This is a genomic window from Flavobacterium sp. AC267 (assembly GCF_979258715.1).
Genome location: NZ_OZ409875.1, coordinates 5,259,200 through 5,277,708, shown reverse-complemented (window position 1 = coordinate 5,277,708; position 18,509 = coordinate 5,259,200). Strand labels below are relative to the sequence as shown.

Annotated in this window: 16 protein-coding genes and 5 pseudogenes; 13 read left to right on the top strand and 8 right to left on the bottom strand. The window is 33.4% G+C overall.

The annotated features are described in order from the left end of the window. Positions 1-184 precede the first annotated feature (184 nt). The 12 genes and pseudogenes from ACZZ95_RS28030 to ACZZ95_RS27975 all read left to right on the top strand — a co-directional run bounded on the left by ACZZ95_RS28030 (position 185) and on the right by ACZZ95_RS27975 (position 9,053). Complete coding sequence (locus ACZZ95_RS28030) at positions 185-763, top strand: nucleotide exchange factor GrpE (protein WP_095952019.1); 579 nt, start codon at positions 185-187, stop codon at positions 761-763. 76 nt (positions 764-839) lie between these two features. Then, positions 840-1,951: pseudogene (gene dnaJ / locus ACZZ95_RS28025) on the top strand (molecular chaperone DnaJ). A 159-nt stretch (positions 1,952-2,110) separates the two neighbouring features. Next, positions 2,111-3,040 carry an ABC transporter ATP-binding protein gene (locus tag ACZZ95_RS28020; protein WP_463471586.1) on the top strand — a complete coding sequence of 310 codons (930 nt, stop codon included), beginning with the start codon at positions 2,111-2,113 and terminating at the stop codon, positions 3,038-3,040. A 78-nt stretch (positions 3,041-3,118) separates the two neighbouring features. Further along, a pseudogene (locus ACZZ95_RS28015) lies at positions 3,119-4,435 on the top strand (ABC transporter permease). Between the two features lie 114 nt (positions 4,436-4,549). Beyond that, a pseudogene (locus ACZZ95_RS28010) lies at positions 4,550-5,715 on the top strand (sigma-54-dependent transcriptional regulator). Positions 5,716-5,817: 102 nt separating this feature from the next. Further along, a complete protein-coding gene (locus ACZZ95_RS28005; RefSeq protein WP_463471585.1) occupies positions 5,818-6,480 on the top strand; it encodes a DEAD/DEAH box helicase in 663 nt (220 codons plus the stop codon). Positions 6,481-6,693: 213 nt separating this feature from the next. Next, a complete protein-coding gene (locus ACZZ95_RS28000) occupies positions 6,694-7,404 on the top strand; it encodes an alpha/beta hydrolase (protein WP_463471584.1) in 711 nt (236 codons plus the stop codon). A gap of 14 nt (positions 7,405-7,418) precedes the next feature. Beyond that, positions 7,419-7,637 carry a putative signal transducing protein gene (locus ACZZ95_RS27995; RefSeq protein ID WP_095952013.1) on the top strand — a complete coding sequence of 73 codons (219 nt, stop codon included), beginning with the start codon at positions 7,419-7,421 and terminating at the stop codon, positions 7,635-7,637. A 74-nt stretch (positions 7,638-7,711) separates the two neighbouring features. Further along, positions 7,712-7,981: an HAD hydrolase family protein gene (locus ACZZ95_RS27990; RefSeq protein WP_463471583.1), complete on the top strand. Its 270-nt coding sequence runs from the start codon at positions 7,712-7,714 to the stop codon at positions 7,979-7,981. 35 nt (positions 7,982-8,016) lie between these two features. Next, the gene (locus tag ACZZ95_RS27985; protein WP_463471582.1) at positions 8,017-8,289 is read left to right on the top strand and encodes a hypothetical protein; all 273 of its coding nucleotides are present in this window, start codon (positions 8,017-8,019) and stop codon (positions 8,287-8,289) included. Between the two features lie 14 nt (positions 8,290-8,303). Next, the gene (locus tag ACZZ95_RS27980; RefSeq protein ID WP_463471581.1) at positions 8,304-8,516 is read left to right on the top strand and encodes an HAD family hydrolase; all 213 of its coding nucleotides are present in this window, start codon (positions 8,304-8,306) and stop codon (positions 8,514-8,516) included. 6 nt (positions 8,517-8,522) lie between these two features. After that, entirely contained in the window at positions 8,523-9,053 is a 531-nt protein-coding gene (locus ACZZ95_RS27975) for a GNAT family N-acetyltransferase (RefSeq protein WP_095952011.1), read from the top strand. Positions 9,054-9,207: 154 nt separating this feature from the next. Here the strand turns inward: ACZZ95_RS27975 and ACZZ95_RS27970 are convergent, their stop codons facing one another. Further along, positions 9,208-9,576, bottom strand: coding sequence for a hypothetical protein (locus tag ACZZ95_RS27970; RefSeq protein WP_463471580.1), 369 nt, complete (start codon positions 9,574-9,576; stop codon positions 9,208-9,210). Positions 9,577-10,127: 551 nt separating this feature from the next. On the opposite strand from ACZZ95_RS27970, the pseudogene mtaB reads away from it, so the two are divergent. Beyond that, positions 10,128-11,463, top strand: a pseudogene (gene mtaB, locus ACZZ95_RS27965) (tRNA (N(6)-L-threonylcarbamoyladenosine(37)-C(2))-methylthiotransferase MtaB). A gap of 128 nt (positions 11,464-11,591) precedes the next feature. Here the strand turns inward: mtaB and ACZZ95_RS27960 are convergent. From ACZZ95_RS27960 to ACZZ95_RS27930, 7 genes and pseudogenes are all read right to left on the bottom strand, one after another. Further along, the gene (locus ACZZ95_RS27960) at positions 11,592-12,101 is read right to left on the bottom strand and encodes a hypothetical protein (RefSeq protein ID WP_463471794.1); all 510 of its coding nucleotides are present in this window, start codon (positions 12,099-12,101) and stop codon (positions 11,592-11,594) included. Between the two features lie 91 nt (positions 12,102-12,192). Then, entirely contained in the window at positions 12,193-12,909 is a 717-nt protein-coding gene (locus tag ACZZ95_RS27955) for a 3-ketoacyl-ACP reductase (RefSeq protein ID WP_463471579.1), read from the bottom strand. A gap of 113 nt (positions 12,910-13,022) precedes the next feature. Next, positions 13,023-13,568 carry a phospholipid scramblase-related protein gene (locus tag ACZZ95_RS27950; protein ID WP_463471578.1) on the bottom strand — a complete coding sequence of 182 codons (546 nt, stop codon included), beginning with the start codon at positions 13,566-13,568 and terminating at the stop codon, positions 13,023-13,025. A gap of 95 nt (positions 13,569-13,663) precedes the next feature. Further along, positions 13,664-15,833: pseudogene (locus ACZZ95_RS27945) on the bottom strand (vWA domain-containing protein). 79 nt (positions 15,834-15,912) lie between these two features. Continuing rightward, the gene (locus ACZZ95_RS27940) at positions 15,913-16,866 is read right to left on the bottom strand and encodes a hypothetical protein (RefSeq protein ID WP_463471577.1); all 954 of its coding nucleotides are present in this window, start codon (positions 16,864-16,866) and stop codon (positions 15,913-15,915) included. 2 nt (positions 16,867-16,868) lie between these two features. Next, entirely contained in the window at positions 16,869-17,369 is a 501-nt protein-coding gene (locus ACZZ95_RS27935) for an RNA polymerase sigma factor (protein WP_463471576.1), read from the bottom strand. Positions 17,370-17,652: 283 nt separating this feature from the next. Next, on the bottom strand, positions 17,653-18,369 hold the full coding sequence (locus ACZZ95_RS27930) for a hypothetical protein (protein WP_463471575.1): 717 nt from the start codon (positions 18,367-18,369) through the stop codon (positions 17,653-17,655). Positions 18,370-18,509: the final 140 nt, after the last annotated feature.

Sequence of the window (18,509 nt, the reverse complement as noted above, 5' to 3'; positions counted from 1 at the left end):
GATAGGTAATGATTTAGTTTTTACGTCTCAAAGATAAAATAAACTATAACGTAATAGTCTTAAAATTATACTAAATTTTAATTGCTGTATTTCGTTTTTTAAAAGTCTCATAATTAATAAAGTGACAATTTGACATTTTATAAGATTTGGCAGTACTTTTGCAATCCAACAGAAAGAAATAAAAATGAAGTTTAAAAATATTTTTAAAAATAAAAGTAATATGACTACGGAAAATACAGAATTCGATCAGGAATTAGACGACGTAACGTTAGAGAACAATGCCAACGGAGAACAGTTAATTGTTGAAGAATTAAGTGTTGAAGAGCAATTGGCTCAAGACTTGGCTAAAGAAAAAGATAAGTTTTTGAGATTATTTGCCGAATTTGAAAATTACAAAAAAAGAACTTCAAAAGAGCGTATCGATTTATTTAAAACCGCAAACCAAGAAGTTTTATTGGCAATGCTTCCAGTTTTAGATGATTTTGATAGAGCGATGGTAGAAATCAATAAATCTGAAGATGAGAATTTAACTAAAGGTGTTGAATTAATTCACGAAAAATTAAAAAGCACTTTAGTAACTAAAGGTTTAGAACAAGTTGAAGTAAGAGCAGGTGATGCTTTTAATGCTGATTTTGCTGAGGCAATTACCCAAATTCCAGCTCCGTCTGAAAAATTAAAAGGGAAAATTGTTGATGTTATTGAAAAAGGATACAAATTAGGAGACAAAATTATTCGTTTCCCTAAAGTGGTGATCGGAAACTAAAAATAAAAATAGAAGTTTCAAATGCCAATATAATATTGGATTTTGGAATTTTTAGATTTGGAATTTAATTCTAATTATGAAAAAAGATTTTTACGAAATACTAGGCATTTCAAAAAATGCCGACGCCGCTGAAATAAAAAAAGCATATAGAAAAAGTGCGCTAAAATACCACCCTGATAAAAACCCAGGCGACAAAGAGGCAGAAGAAAACTTCAAATTGGCAAGCAGAAGCTTATGAAGTTTTGAGCGACCCAAATAAAAAAGCGAAATACGATCAATACGGACATCAAGCATTTGATGGTTCAGGCGGATTTGGCGGCATACTACGGCGGCATGAATATGGATGACATTTTCAGCCAGTTTGGTGATATTTTTGAGCATGGATTTGGCGGTTTCGGAGGCGGAGGCGGTGGTCCTCGCCGTGCGAAAGGAAGCAATCTTCGAATTAAAGTGAAATTAACTTTAGAAGAAATTGCAAATGGAGTGGAGAAAAAAGTAAAAGTAAAACGTAAAGTTCAGGCAAAAGGCGTAACGTATAAAACTTGTACAACTTGTAACGGTCAAGGTCAGGTAATGCGTGTAACCAATACCATCTTAGGAAGAATGCAGTCTGCATCTACTTGTCCTGCTTGTGGTGGTTCTGGACAGATTTTAGATAAAAGACCTTCTGAGGCAGATGCACAAGGAATGGTTCAAGAAGACGAAACGGTATCAATCAAAATTCCTGCGGGAGTTGTTGACGGAATGCAGTTGAAAGTTTCTAATAAAGGTAACGATGCGCCAGGAAACAGTATTCCAGGTGATTTAATTGTTGCTATTGAGGAAATTGAGCACGAATTCCTAAAACGTGAAGGTGAAAACGTTCACTACGATTTATATATTAGTTTCCCAGAAGCTGTTTTAGGATCTTCAAAAGATATTGAAGCTATCAACGGAAAAGTTCGTATTAAACTTGAAGAAGGAATTCAATCTGGAAAAATCTTAAGATTAAAAGGAAAAGGAATCCCAAGCTTAAATGGGTACGGAAATGGAGATTTATTAGTTCACGTCAATGTTTGGACTCCTAAAACTTTAAATAAAGAACAAAAACAATTCTTTGAAAATGCTCTAAACGACGAACATTTTGTTCCAAGTCCAGAGAAATCAGAGAAATCATTTTTCGAAAAAGTAAAAGATATGTTTTCATAATTGAAAGTTTTTCTAAAATAATATACTATCAAAAACCCATTCTAGTGCAAATTAGAATGGGTTTTTTGCTTAATATAATGCAAGTTCGCTTCGAATTATTTACTTTTACAGTCGCTGAGCCATAATAGGTAAAGTGACGCAGAAAATCTAAAAAACAGCATGAGTAACTTACTTGAAGTACATAAAGTCGTAAAACAATATGGCGATTATGTAGCGCTTAACGAGGTTTCATTAAATGTACCAAAAGGCAGTATATACGGACTTTTAGGTCCAAATGGAGCTGGAAAAACTTCCCTTATTAGAATCATCAATCAAATTACTATGCCAGACAGCGGTGAAGTTATTTTGGATGGAGAAAGACTACAGCCCAAACATGTGCAGACAATTGGCTATCTTCCAGAAGAAAGAGGTTTGTATAGTTCTATGAAAGTAGGCGAGCAGTGTTTGTATCTGGCACAAATGAAAGGACTTTCTAAAGCCGAAGCCAAAAAACAATTGGATTATTGGTTTGATCGTTTAGGAATTCAAGGCTGGTGGAATAAGAAAATTCAAGAGCTTTCTAAAGGAATGGCGCAGAAAATTCAGTTTGTAGTTTGTGTTTTGCACAAGCCAAAATTATTAATTTTTGATGAGCCTTTTTCTGGTTTTGATCCTGTAAATGCAAATGTGATTAAAGATGAAATTTTGGCTTTAAAAGAACAAGGTTCTACTATTATTTTCTCTACACATAGAATGGAAAGCGTTGAAGAACTCTGCGATCATATTGCTTTAATTCACAAATCAAATAAACTGATTGAAGGAAAAGTGAGTGATGTAAAACGCCAGTTTAAAACCAATAGTTTTGAAGTTGGAATCCTGACCAGTAATGTAGAAGGTTTGATGTATGACATTACACAAAAATTCACCGTTTCGCCAGCTAGTTTTAAATCTTTAAATGACGATTTAAAATTAAACATTCAAATAGGAGATGTCGCGCCAAATGAATTATTGAATATTTTAACCCAACGCGGACAGGTAACGCATTTTGTAGAAAAAATTCCAAGTGTAAACGATATTTTTATTCAAACTGTTACTGAGAATAAATTTTAAAATTCCAAAAAATAAATTCCAAATTCCAATTTTACAGCGTTTTAAATTGGAATTTGGAATTTGAAAATTAAAATATTTATGAGCATCATTTCGTTGATTATAAAAAGAGAGTTTATTGCAAAAGTCCGCAATAAGTCTTTTGTTGTTATGACTTTTTTGAGTCCGCTTTTATTTGTGGCGATAGCTGTATTTATTGGCTATTTGAGTTCCATGAAAGCCGAAACAAAACGTATTGCTATTCACGACGAAACTGGACTTTTTTCGCCGATTTTTTAAAGGAGAATAAAAAAGGAGCCGAATTTAAATACATTAATTTATCTGAAATTGATGTAAAAGCTTTAAAAGACAGCATTACAAAAGAAAATTTCAGCGGATTAATTGTAATCCCAAAACAAATAACACAAAAGATTTAGAAAGTAAAATCGAATTTATTTCCAATAATAGTCCAAGTATTTCTTTTGTAGAAAGTACACAGGATATCATCGGAACAAAAATTACAAAACTAAATCTGGAAGAAGCAAATTTAGATACTCTTGCTATCCAAAAAGCACAGTCAAAAGTAAACATTCATTTGGTTAAAGCATCTGGAGAAGAGAGTTTAAAAGGTTTAAACGAAATAAAAATCGGAATTGGCGGTGCTTTTGGTTATTTGATTATGATGTTTATTATCATTTACGGCAATATGGTAATGCGAAGTGTAATCGAAGAAAAAACAAACCGTATTATCGAAATCATTATTTCATCGGTAAAACCATTTCAATTAATGATTGGAAAAATTGTGGGAACATCGCTTGCAGGAATTTTACAATTTATGATTTGGGCGATTATTGGTTTGGGATTAATGTTTGTCGCGTCGGCATTTTTTGGTGTCAACATTGGGCCAACTGCCAGGATTTCACCAGAATTAATGCAGTCGGCACAACATGAATTTGCAGGATCAGCGCAGATGTATATTGCTGAATTATGGAATCTTCCAATTGCAAGTATTATAATTGGATTTGTAGTCTATTTTATAGGAGGTTATTTTCTATACAGTTCATTTTATGCAAGCAATTGGAGCATGCGGTTGACAATCAAACCGATTCGCGACAATTTTTACTGCCCATTATAATGCCTCTAATTTTAAGTGTTTACATCGGATTTTTCACCGTAGTAAATGATCCTCACGGAACAGTTGCGGTTGTGTTTTCGATGATTCCGTTAACGTCGCCAATTGTAATGTTAATGCGTATTCCGTTTGGCGTGCCGTGGTGGCAAATCGCAATTTCGGTATCATTATTGTTTGCTACCTTTTTCTTCGTTGTTTGGTTCGTCGCAAAAATTTACCGCGTAGGTATTTTAATGTATGGTAAAAAGCCAACATGGAAGGAATTGTATAGATGGCTTAAATATTAATTTTTTTAAAGTTGCTAAGGTTCTGAGATTCTAAGATGCTAAGTTTTCTTAACTTCATCAATAAAAAAAAACTCAGAACCTTAGCACCTTAGAATCTCAGAACCTTTTAAAAAAATGAGTAAAATACTAATTGTCGAAGACGAAGCAGACAATCAGAAGAGTTTTGGTAAAAATTTTATCAGAAGAAAATGATTCATATCAGGTTGATGAAGCCGAGGATGGTGTGGCAGGTCTTGAAAAAATAAAAAACAACGATTACGATTTGGTTTTGTGTGATATCAAAATGCCAAAAATGGACGGTGTTGAGGTTTTGGAAGAAGTAAAAAAGATAAAACCAGAGATTCCGATGGTAATGATTTCGGGTCATGGAGATATGGAAACGGCAATTCATACGATGCGTTTAGGAGCTTTTGATTATATCTCAAAACCGCCGGATTTAAATCGTTTGTTGAATACCGTTCGTAATGCTTTGGACAAAAAACAATTAGTTGTTGAGAATAAAATCCTAAAGAAAAAAGTCAGTAAAAATTACGAAATGATAGGCGAGAGCGAATCAATTAATCATATAAAATTGATGATTGATAAAGTTGCTCAAACCGAAGCCAGAGTTTTAATTACTGGTCCAAACGGAACTGGAAAAGAATTGGTGGCGCATCAATTACATGAAAAAAGCGAACGTGCTAATTTCCCTTTGATTGAAGTAAACTGTGCCGCTATTCCGAGCGAGCTGATCGAGAGTGAATTATTCGGACACGTAAAAGGTGCTTTTACATCGGCTGTTAAAGATCGTGCTGGGAAATTTGAAGCAAGCAGATAAAGGGACTATTTTTCTGGATGAAATTGGAGATATGAGTCTTTCGGCGCAAGCTAAAGTTTTACGCGCGCTTCAGGAGAGTATGATTACGAGAGTTGGTGCCGATAAAGATATTAAAGTTGATGTTCGTGTAGTCGCGACAACAAACAAAGATTTAAAAACAGAAATTGCAGAAGGACGTTTCCGTGAAGATTTGTACCACCGTCTGGCTGTTATTTTGATAAAAGTACCGCCATTGAATGAAAGACGTGATGATATTCCGGCTTTGATTAGACATTTTGCAGAAAAAATTGCTTCTGAGCAAGGAAATGTTGTAAAGGTGTTTTCGGCACAAGCCGTAAAATTGTTACAAGAATACGATTGGACAGGAAATATTCGTGAACTTCGAAATGTAGTCGAAAGATTAATCATTTTGGGAGGAAACGAAATCTCTGAAACTGATGTGAAATTGTTCGCAAGCAAGTAGGTGCTTTGCGCAACGAGGCTTTAAGCAATAGGCTTTAGGCTTTTTAAATAGTACAAATTTTTGCTTAAGGCTTATAGCCTAAAGCTTAAAGCATAAAAAAAAATGAAACTAAAAAAAATAAACGAGAAATTACAAGACGGATTAATAGAGAATGGTTTGACAGAAGCTAATGCGCCGCAACTCGAAACGTTTTCGACCATAAAAAGTGGTGCCGATTGTATCATTATTTCTCCAACAGGAAGCGGAAAAACAACTACGATTGTTTTGAATGTGATTCAGCAATTGGCTGGAAAAACGGAGGAATCACCGCGTGCTTTAATTATTGTAGAAGACAAAGCGAAAGTTTTGGAAATGGTATCGCTTTTTGAAAAATATGGAAAATACACCAATTTAGAAGTTTATGGTGTAAATGAAAAGGGCGACATGGATTATGATAAAAATTATATTTCAACAGGAATCGACGTTTTAATTGGTACGCCGGTAAAGCTAAACGATATGTTTAGTACAGCAGGCTACAATGTTAACCGATTAAAAATGCTGATTCTTGACGATGCAGATCCTATTTTGAAATTGCGTAACGAAACAAAAATTATGCGTATTTCGGGTAGTATTGCAAAAACACAGCGTTTGATTTTTGCTGAAGCTTTGACAGAACGTATTGAAATTTTGGCTGACAAAATGTTAGTCGAACCTTTTTTGTTTGATATGGATGAAGAGGGAGAAGAGCTTGACGAAGAGGAAGACGATATTCAAGAAGAAGAATAAGTAAGCAGTCCCGGTTTTCAGTCATAGTGTTCTGAAAATCGGGATTTTTGATTTAAATCGGAAAATATTTAAACATTAAAAAAGGATAATAAAAGCTGAATAGAATAAATGGAGATATTTAAAACATTTAAATTTTTGATAATTGTGCTTTTATGCTTTTTCCTCGTTATCTATTTTTTAATAATTTCTTACGTTTATTTTAATCAAGTAGGATTGGTTTTTCATAGTTCGAAATTATCAAAAGACTACAAATTTGATTACGAAAATAAATTTGAAGAAATAAACATAAAATCATTTGATGGAACTATTCTAAATGGATTGTTATTTAAGGCCGAAAAATCAAAAGGTTTAATTTTCTATCTTCATGGAAATGCTGGAACATTAGAAACTTGGGGAAAGATTGCGAAAATATATACTTCATTAGGTTACGACATTTTTATTTTGGATTATCGAAGTTTTGGTAAAAGTGAAGGCAAAATTGAAAACGAGGAACAGTTGAGTAAAGATATTTCTATTGTTTATCAATCATTATCAAAGAAATATTCTGAAGATGAAATTGTAATTACGGGATATTCGATAGGGTCTGGTTTTGTCGCAAAATTGGCTTTAGAAAATAAACCTAAAGCATTGATTCTTCAAGCACCATATTATAATTTTTTAGAACTATCAAGTTCCAGAGTTCCATTATTTCCAGATTTTATGAAGAAGTTTAGTTTAGAAACGAACCTTTATCTTCCAAAAATCACAACTCCAATTTATATTTTTCACGGAACAGATGATCAGTTAATTCCTTGTGAAAATTCGGTTAGGTTGAAAAAGCTTTTGAAATCAAATGCCTATTTTTATCCTTTGAAAAATCAAGGACATCTTGGGGTAAATGAAAACGAAGATTTCCAAAATCAATTAAAAATAATATTAGAATAAAAATAAAGAGTATCATGGGATTAATGAAGGTGTTTTCGGGTAGTGAAGTATTAGCAATTGCTTTGCAGGAAAGATTAGAACAAGCGGGTGTAGAAACCGTGAAAAAAGATAATATTCAATCGGCTCGTTTAGGAGGCTTTGGGCAATCTGATTTGGCTGTTGAGGTTTTCATTCAGGAAACTGATTTCGCAAAAGCAAATCCAGTTATTGAAGATTTTAGAATGAGTATTTAAAAAAAGTTCTCAGTCGCAGTTTTCAGTTTACATTAGAAACTGAAAACTGCGACTGTGGCTGAAAACTAAAAAACATGCAATACAAAATGTTGGTGCTTGACATGGATGATACCTTGTTGACAGACGATCATAAAATTTCAGATTTAAACAAAAAAGTAATTTTAGAAGCGCAGGCTAAGGGTGTTTATGTAGTCTTGGCTTCGGGCAGGCCTACAATCGCGATGTTGTCTTATGCTAAAGAATTAGAATTAGATAGTAACGATTCTTATATCATTTCATTTAACGGTGCTATTATCAGCAGAGCTAAAGATGATTTGATTTTTTTGAACAAAAGCTTACCGTAGAACAAATTCATGAGTTATACGATTACAGTGTTAAAATGAAAACGGATATTATCACTTATTTAGATAATGAAATTATAAGCGAAACCGATTCTGAATACATTGAAGTAGAAAAAGAAATTACGGGAATGGTGCATCGTAAGGTTGCTAATTTCAAAGAGTATGTAGACAGACCAGCGGTAAAATGTATTTTATTACAAGATCCTGCTTACTTAAAAACTGTTGAAAATGATTTAATTGAAGCCATGCCCCATTTGAGTGTTTCTATGTCGAAACCTTTTTTCTTAGAAGCAGCGCAAGCAAGGGATTGATAAAGCAACTGAGTTTGAAACTTTTGGCAGATAAGTTAGGAATTCACCAAAGTGAAATTATCGCTGTAGGAAACGCTGGAAATGACTTAACAATGATTGAATATGCCGGTCTTGGAGTGTGGGTTGATAATGTAACGCCAGAATTGCGAGATAAAGCCGATTTAATTGTCGCTTCAAATAATAATGATGGTGTTGCCGAAGTGGTAATGCGATATATTTTAAATTAAATAAAGATGAAAAATCCAATTGAAACAGAACGTTTGATTTTACGAGAGCTTGCACTTTCTGATGCAGAAGGAATGTTCGAATTGGATTCGAATCCGAATGTGCATTTGTTTTTAGGAAATAATCCAGTAAAACATATTGAAGAAAGTATTGATATGATTCAGAATATTCAGAAACAATACAAAGATTTTGGAATAGGGCGCTGGGCTGTTGTTCTCAAAGAAACCAATGAATTTATTGGATGGTCAGGAATAAAATATATTACTAACGAAATCAATAATCATAAAAACTTTTACGAATTAGGATATCGTTTTATTGAAAAACATTGGGGAAAAGGATATGCGTCTGAATCAGGAAAAGCTTTTGTTGATTATGCTTTTAAGGATATGAAAGTGGAAGCGCTTTATGCATATGCCGATGCAGGAAACGAAAATTCTAGAAAGATTTTAGAAAAATTAGGTTTCCATTTTGTTAATTCTTTCGAATATGAAGGAGAAATTGAAGTTTGGTACGAACTCAAAAATCCAAACTCAAACTAAGAAATGCATTCCAAATCTTTACATACTTAAAAGTCAGTAAAGATTTGGAAACAATTCAGAGTTATACTATTATTTTTTGGCTACAGAAACAAAATATTTATTTCCGTCACCCATAGTTAATTTTACACGTTCGTCGCAAAGATCGATTGCAAAATTAGCACTTTCGTAGCAAATTGCAAGTTGTATTTTTGTCTTTAGACATTTCTGTTTTACAGTTGTTGTTTTTAAAAGTACTCAATTGTGGTGTATATAAACTAACTAAGTCAGTAGAAGCAGTTACTAATGAGATAATACTTGCTGAATTATTATTAGTAATTCTATACACAATTCTATCAGTATAATTTACTTCGTTAACCGTTACTTTACGAATATAAGTGTAAGCTGTAGATCCTTCACCTGGTTCTTTAACTTCAAACTTAAACCCAACTGCACGAATAGCAACATCAAATTGCTGTTGTGAATTTAAGCTCGCCCAAGTCGTTAATGTACTAATAGAAGGAAATGGATTTGCGTACTGGGGCATTAGTTTGCGCTTGCGAACTAAAAATGGTTAAGAACATCAAGCAGATTGTGGGTAAAAATGCTTTCATAAAGTGGTATTTGTTATTATATTTTGCCTACTCTCTTTGGTTTTCGGCTTTCCCATTTCATTTTGTAACACAAAACAACAACATAACGAGTAAAATTCAAAATTGTTATGCCCGAATTATTATTAAATTAATTAAAGCTTGTTAAAATTCTTAATTATGGATTATTTTAAGACGGAATTATAACAAAAGTAAATGTAAGAAATTTTCAATTTAAACCAATAAAAAATGTATTTAATCGATAAAAAGTGCATTTGATCGATTATTTTGTCATTTTATTCTTATTAGAACCTTAAAAAAGGTCTGTTTTCATGACTTTGTTTTTCAAAAGAAAAATAACCAAAATATGTTTTGAATGTTTCTAAATTAACATTCCATGCAAATTATTGATTCGAAGTAAATTAATCCCTTTCTTTTGATGAATATTGTTTGTAAATTTGCGACCTTTAAATTTTTTGACAACGATTTCATTAATTTAAGACAGATTATGGAAAATAGAAAGAAAGTTGCCTTTTATACGCTGGGTTGTAAACTGAATTTTTCAGAGACTTCTACAATTGCCAGAAATTTTAATGACGAAGGTTTTGACCGCGTCGATTTTGAAGAAATAGCAGATATTTATGTCATTAATACTTGCTCTGTAACAGAAAATGCAGATAAGCAGTTTAAGCAGGTAGTTAAAAAAGCAATGAAGCTGAATGAAAAAGCATTTGTTGCCGCTGTTGGCTGTTATGCACAATTAAAACCAGAAGAATTAGCGGCAGTAGACGGCGTTGATTTGGTTTTGGGAGCGACAGAAAAATTCAAAATCACGGACTATATTCATGATTTGAGTAAAAATGACATGGGAGAAGTGCATTCCTGTGAAATTGCCGAGGCTGATTTCTATGTTGGAAGTTATTCTATTGGTGATCGTACCAGAGCATTTTTAAAAGTGCAGGACGGTCGCGATTATAAATGTACGTATTGTACAATTCCATTGGCGAGAGGAATTTCGAGAAGTGATGCCTTGGAGAATGTACTTAAAAATGCCAAAGAAATTTCGGCTCAAAATATCCGTGAAATTGTTTTAACGGGTGTAAATATCGGTGATTACGGAAAAGGGGAGTTTGGAAATAAAAAACACGAACATACTTTTCTAGATTTAGTTAAGGCTTTAGACGAAGTAGAAGGTATTGAGCGTTTAAGAATTTCGTCAATCGAACCAAATTTGCTAAAAAATGAAACAATTGAATTCGTTTCTAAAAAGTCGCACTTTTGTACCGCATTTCCATATTCCGTTGCAATCTGGAAGCAACGATATTTTAAAATTAATGAAGCGTCGTTACCTACGTGAAGTGTATATTGATCGTGTCAATAAAATTCGCGAAGTAATGCCTCACGCTTGTATTGGTGTCGATGTAATTGTTGGTTTCCCTGGAGAGACTGATGAACACTTTTTAGAAACCTATCATTTCTTAAATGACTTGGATATTTCATACCTGCACGTATTTACGTATTCAGAAAGAGATAATACAGAAGCGACCGATATGGAAGGCGTTGTTCCCTCAAATGTAAGAGCAAAACGCAGTAAAATGCTTCGCGGTTTATCAGTTAAAAAACGCCGTGCTTTTTACGAAAGTCAATTGGGAACAAAAAGAACTGTTCTTTTTGAAAGTGAAAACAAAGAAGGATACATTCACGGATTTACAGAAAATTACGTAAAAGTAAAAACACCTTGGAATCCTGAATTGGTGAATACATTACAAGAAATCAACTTAACAAAAATTGACGAAGACGGAAGTGTTCGTTTGGAGTTTTTGAATAAGTTGGCGGAAGCTTAATTTGATGATTTTTTAACTTTGTCAAAGTTTCAAACTTTGACAAAGTTTTTACATAACTAGTGTGATTCTTCGTTCAGAATGACAAAAAAAGCCCTTTTTTGCAGAGGGCTTTGTTGCTTTAAAACATCTTATTTCTGTTCCTCTGCAACTATCAATTTCAAAGAATTAATATAATCTGTATCAAACTCAATAACACGAATTTTTTCTGGATTAAAACTCAATTCTCCTCCAAACTGGCCTTTGGTATCTAAAAAATTAATTGTCAATTCTTCCTCATTCAATTCTATTAATTTCCCTAAATAAGCAGATTTAGATGATTTTTTGGCAATCTGAAAAACGCCATATTTCTTGGAAACGTAATTGATAATTGAAGCTAAATCTTTAATCGGGATAATATCGTCAGAATTAATTTTTAGTCCTTTCATACGAATTACCTTTTCTGTAAAAGCCAGATCATAGTCTCGGTTTACTGCTTCAATATTTTTATTTCTCAAAATAACAAAACCGTCCAAGATAAAATCTACAGGATTATTTCGAAGTAAAATCCAATCATCAGAATAATCAATTAAAAATCCGCTGAAGATTTCTTTCTTATCCTGAAATTCTATTTCGACTAATTGTCTTAAATATTGTTCCATCATATTTATTTTAAATTCCAATATCTGAAATTCCAAATGCCGCTTGTTATAAGTTGGAATTTGGAATTTAATTTTTTGGATTTTCAATTTGTTAAGGATTAGTAGACCAGATACTACTGTTTTTAATAAATACTCTTCGGTTTAATTTTAACTGCGCAATAATCAAATCTGCCATATCTTCAGACTGCATTACTTTTTCTGGATTTCCGTCAGTCAGGTTTAAGTCTTTTGCCATATCAGTCGCAACAGTACTTGGTGTTAAAGCCGTAACACGAATATTGTGTTTTCTCATTTCCTGCATTAAAGAATCGGTTAAACCTAAAACAGCAAATTTTGAAGCGCTGTAGGCACTTGTTAAAGCATTTCCGTTTAATCCAGCAGTCGAAGAAATATTGATAATATCGCCGGTTTGTCTTTCGATCATATTTGGAATAATGGCGCGTGTTGTGTAATATGTTCCCATTAAATTCACCTGAATAATTCTTTCCCAAGCTTCTGGCTCCAATTCTAAGAATTTTCCAAAAGAAGCAATTCCGGCACTGTTGATTAAGATATCAATGCTTTTAAATTCTGAAATAGCTTTTTCAATAGCCGTATTTATAGAATGAATATCAGAAACGTCAGCAGACAAAGCCAAAGTTTTTACGCCAAATTTTGCAGTTTCTTCTGCCAATTGATCAATATCGCTTTTAGTTCTAGAAACTAAAATCAGGTTTACACCTTCTTTTGCCAAAGCAATTGCTACAGCTTTTCCAATTCCTTTTCCAGCACCTGTAATAAGTGCATTTTTATTTTTTAAGTCGGTCATGATTGTATTTTTAGAAATGCAGAAAGCATCATTTTAAGTACTACAAAAATAAGCTTTTGCAAACTAAAATGATGCTTTAAAATATATTCTTAATCTAAGTTTAACAACTTTTATTATTCCTTCAAAACCATATCGATACACATTACAGCTCCTAAGATTAATTGTCTCAACGGACTGTCGGCGACAACATTTTCTTCAATTTGAAGCACATAATTATCGGCGCTTGTGAAAAATTCTTTTCCTAGGCCCGCCCATTTTTTACTTACTTGAGCCAATTGTCTGTTTTCGTGTGAGAATTTAAAATCCCAGCCAGTCCATTTTCCTTGTAAAGTTGCAACGGGTCTTTCATTTTTGTCTAGAATATCAAATTTTCCTCCAATAGAAAAGAATTTTTGTTTGAAAGTTCCAAGCAGACGATCTTTTTCATCTAAGACTTCAACTGTCGATCTGAATATGGCAACACCTCTTCTTACGGTAATTAGCTTTTCGCCAGAAGCAGTTGTGATTTCAATATTAAACGGAGTTGCTCTTTTGTAATCTGTAAAACGAAGTATTTTAGTGAAAAAACCAAGATTATTTTCTCGGCAGTTCATAATTATCTGATTCGTTTCTGGATTGTATATGTCATAATTATTAGCGACTTTTAAACATTCCAACATGTTCTTTTACTAAAAATAGATTTTGGCTTAAAATAGGGTTCATACGAGTATAAAAAATTAATGTTTTAAAAAAGCCAAATGTAATACAATATTTATTAATTATACTGTTTTGAAGTTTCAACAAGTCGAATAAACTCAGCTTTATACCCTTCGCCATCATTTGAGTTTCCTCGTTTTGCCAGTTTTACAATTTCTTCAGAAGATTTGTCGGCGATTAGTTTTGAATCTCTTAATTTCAAACCAAACCAAGCTACGGCAAGCACTAAATTTCATGTCATCACTCGCTTTATCCATAGCGACCGATTTGTTCTCAATTACCTGAACCATTTCGATACTTTTTTCGCCGTCAGGTTTTTTGTAACGGAATTTTATCGTTGCCAATTCATTACTGTAATTCGTTGAACTGGTTTCTGTTTTGGTATATTTTAAATCATCAGGCTGTCCGTCTAAATAATTACTTTTTACACCTGCAGGAATAATTTCATATAAAGCCGTAACGGTATGATTGCTTCCTAATTCTCCAGCATCAATAGCATCATTTTTAAAATCTTCTGGGCGCAATTTTCTGTTTTCATAACCAATCAAACGATACGATTGAACTTGTTTTGGATTGAATTCAATCTGAATTTTTACATCTTTCGCGATAGCAAACATAGAACCTTTAAATTCTTTTCCTAAAAAACGATTCGCTTCTTGGATATTATCGATATAAGCGTAGTTTCCGTTTCCTTTATCGGCAAGAATTTCCATTTTACTGTCTTTGTAGTTTCCCATTCCGTAACCAAGGCAAGTCAGGAAAACGCCTGTTTTTCTTTTTTCTTCAATTAATTTTTCCATGTCAGAGTTAGAAGTGCTTCCCACGTTAAAGTCGCCGTCAGTTGCTAGAATGACACGATTGTTGCCGTCTTTAATAAAATTTTCTGCCGCAGTTTTATAAGCCAATTCAATTCCTGCTCCGCCTGCCGTACTGCCGCCAGATTGCAATTTATCCAAAGCATCAATAATTGTTTTTTTCTCATCGCCAGAAGTTGGAGGTAAAACCATTCCTCTTGCGCCTGCATAAACTACAATTGCCACTTTGTCTTTTGATCTTAATTCGTTTACCAATATTTTTAAAGATTGTTTTAGCAAAGGCAGTTTGTTCATATCGCTCATAGAACCCGAAACATCAATTAAGAAAACAAGATTCGAAGCTGGTAAATCATTTGTTGGAATGTTTTTTCCCTGTAAACCAATTTTCAAAATTTTATTATTGGGGTTCCAAGGCGAATCACTTACTTCTGTATTAATAGAAAACGGATTCTGATCTTTTGGCTGTGGATAAGTATATTTGAAAAAGTTCACCATTTCTTCTACACGCACTGCGTCTTTTGGAACCTGCTGTCCGTTATTTAAAAAACGTCTGATGTTGGTATAAGAAGCATTATCAACATCAATAGAAAATGTAGAAAGCGGTGCTGTTTTTGGACTTTCAAAAGCGTTTTCAACAAAAGTATCGTAATCTTCCTGAGTTGGTTCGGCAGGAATTGGCGTAATGATATTTAATTTTTTGTTTAATTCTTTTTCTGAAAGATTTTTATAAAGTTCATTTTTTGTTGAAATAACCACCACACCATTTGAAGCTTTACTTCCATAAACCGAAGTTGCGGCAATATCTTTTAAAAAAGAAACATTGTCAATGTCATTTGGGTTAATTTTAGCTATTTGATTTGATTTTGCAGGAACTCCGTCAATAATATACATAGGTTCGTCTTTTAGAGAAGGTGATGCTATTCCTCGTATTACAATAGTCGGACTTGGACTTGCAACATATCCCATATTGTTTTGAACTGGCATTCCTGTCGCTTTTCCTGCTAACACATATAACTCGTCTCTTTTTTCTTTTTTTCTTTCGGCGCGTGCATAACTGCGGTCTTCATATTCTGAATTACTGGTACCATAACCAACTACAACAACTTCATTTAAAGTCTGATTATCTGGAAGAAGCTTAATGTTCATAATATTAGAATTTTGAACCTTTTGGCTTTGTTTTTTGTATCCAAGGTAGGTAAAAACCAACATATCTCCTGTTTTGGCCTTAATGCTATATTGGCCATCAAAATTGGTTGCAGTATTTATTTTAGAAGTTTGATTGATGACGGTTACGCCGGGAATAGGCTGTTTGTTTTCATCTGAGACGATTCCTGTAATAATTCTTTCTTGCGCCGCGCTTACGAAACATATAAGCATAGCAATGGCTGATGAAATAAGTTTTAGACTTTTCATGATAATAAGTTTTTAGATTAATGTTCGGATGTTTTTCTGTGTCAAGGTTTTAAACTTTGACACAGATTTTTTTGTCTGGCTATTTTTTTAAAGCCGGTTTTCCTGTTTTAGTAGTAATAATAACAACGCCTTTTTTTCCTCTTTCGCCATATTTAGAAGTGGCTTCAAGATCTTGTAAAATCGTTATGGTTTTAATGTCTTGTTTGTCTAACGGTGCATAAGGACTTGTTGGATTATTGCCGAATAAATCATTTTCAGAATAATAAATACCGTCGATTATGTATAATGGTTCATCTAGAACTACGAGTGAATCAACATTTTCTGGATTTAGATTCGGAAGTTCGTTCTGCATCATTTTATCTTTTTTCACGGCATCGCTGTGTGCCATAGCGTTTCCGTTAAGAATTACTAAAGGCGCACTTTTCTTAGCTCTTTGGGCACTTTTATCTGCAAAGGCAACTTTAGCAGATTCTCTTTGCGGGTCGCTAGGATAACCCATGTCTGGAGTTACTTTTTTGGAAACAATATTGTTGTCTTCTTCTTCAAAAACATCTTCTTTTACAGATACGGGTGCAATAACTGCTTCAGCTGCAATTCTTGGCGCAGGCGCGGCTTGGACTAACTCTGTATTTGGTGCGATAGATTCCTGAATGGCAACGCGCTCTTTACTTTTAGTTTGATTTTCTAAAATTTTAACCCCTTCTTCGTTTGAAACAATTCCAGTAGAAGTGTTTTTTTCGTCTAAAACTGGTTTTGGAGAATTCTCTTTTTCAGTTTCCTGAATAACGACCTTTGGAGTTTCAGTTACGGTATTTTTATCGGTATGTAAAAACTGAGAACCTAAAGAAATCAGTAAAAGAAGAGAAGCAAGAATGGCAATTTTTTTCCATAAAGCAATTGTTTTTTTATCTTCCTTTTTGTCTAATTTGTCTTCCACACGCGACCAGACTTTTTCCATTCCGGGAAAGTCCTTAAACTCGGCATTTTGCGAAGCTTGTTTTATTTTATTGAATAATTTATCTTGATTGTCCATGACTATTTTGCTTTTTGATAATACAGTTTATTAACCAGTTCTTTCAATTTGGTCTTTGCGGCATTCAATTGTGATTTTGAGGTGCCTTCGGAGATCTTCAGCATTTCGGCTATTTCTTTGTGTCCGAAACCTTCAATAACAAAAAGGTTAAAGACTGTTTTACAGCCGTCTGGAATATGGTTTAATAAATTGAGTAAATCTTCTTCTTCCAATGTTGTCAATTCGTCTGTTGAAGGCTGAGAAATCAGCTTAACATCGTCAAGGTACATATTGAAGTTTGTTTCTTTTCGAATCCTCGCCAAACAATGGTTTACAGTAATTCTTCTGGCCCAGGCTTCAAAAGCGTATGCTTCTTTTAATTGATCCAGTTTGGTAAAAATGGTGAAGAAAGAATCGGCCAGCGCTTCTTCAATTTCTTCTTCCTTTTTTAAATATCGTTTACAGAGGCGGTACAATCTGGGCGCCATGTATTCGTACACCTCGCGCTGGGCATCGCGGTGCATTTTTTTACAGTTTGCTATTTGAGTCTCGTTTATCACAATTGTTGTCTTTCTTATATAGAGAGATAAAAAGATAAAAAGGTTGGGAGAGGTATGAAAAAAATATTAAAATATTTTTTTTAGGTTCAAAGTTACAAAGTTACAAAGCTACAAAGGTTCAAAGTTTTTACTGTAGAGACGCACTGCAGTGCGTCTAACGTCAGAGAATCGATGATGTTTTTTTATATATACTTTAGTAAACGTACCGCAGTGCGTCTTTCGTGATATGTTGACAGTTTGCAGTTTTTTATTCTCCTAAACAAATATCATTATAAAATTCCACAATTTCTTTAATGTCTTCGAAAACCCATTTATCGCCTTTTAATTTTTTAACGATGAAATCACAGTCAGCGAAAAATTTGGAAGTGTTTTTTCTCCACGCGTTTATAACACCGCAGTTTAAACAAGTTGGGTATTTATCTTTTGGCTTTTTGATATAATAGAATGTAGAAGGTTCGCTTACATTAGAATTTGACAATTGTTGTTGAGCCTGCGATCCTAATTGTGTTTTTAAAGTTGGGCTTAAGGTATTATCAGGGCGATCATCGTACGGATTATAAATCATGTCTGTAAGACTAAAATCGGATCCTATTTTTTTATATAAAGTCGCTTCACCTTGGGTAATTATTTCAACCAATTTTGGTTTGTCTAAAGAGTTTAACTTTACATATTCGAAAGTTCTAGTAACGCCAAAATCAAGGAATGTAATTTTTTTAACAAATTCTTCGTCCCAAGTATCTGGTTTATCCTCGGGCGTAACCTTAAATTTTATTTTATTGAATTTTAAAGAAGCAAAACCTTCAATAGAATCTCCGTCTTTAAAATGAATTATGGCTTCTCGTGTTTGAGAATAGCTTTTAAGGCTTACAAAAAACAGAATAATTGTAATGGTTTGTAGAGTTGCTTCATTAAAATGGATGTTCTTTAAATTTGGGTGAATATGACATTCTTTGCGAAGACGCATTGCAGGACTTCTCTACGTTTAATATGGTCATCGAAATACATTTTTGTTTCTCTGCGTTTATTCTTTGTGAATCTTTGAGGTAAAATTATTAGACAGAGATTCACAAAGAATTATACAAAGTAAAAGGTGAATTTAATTTA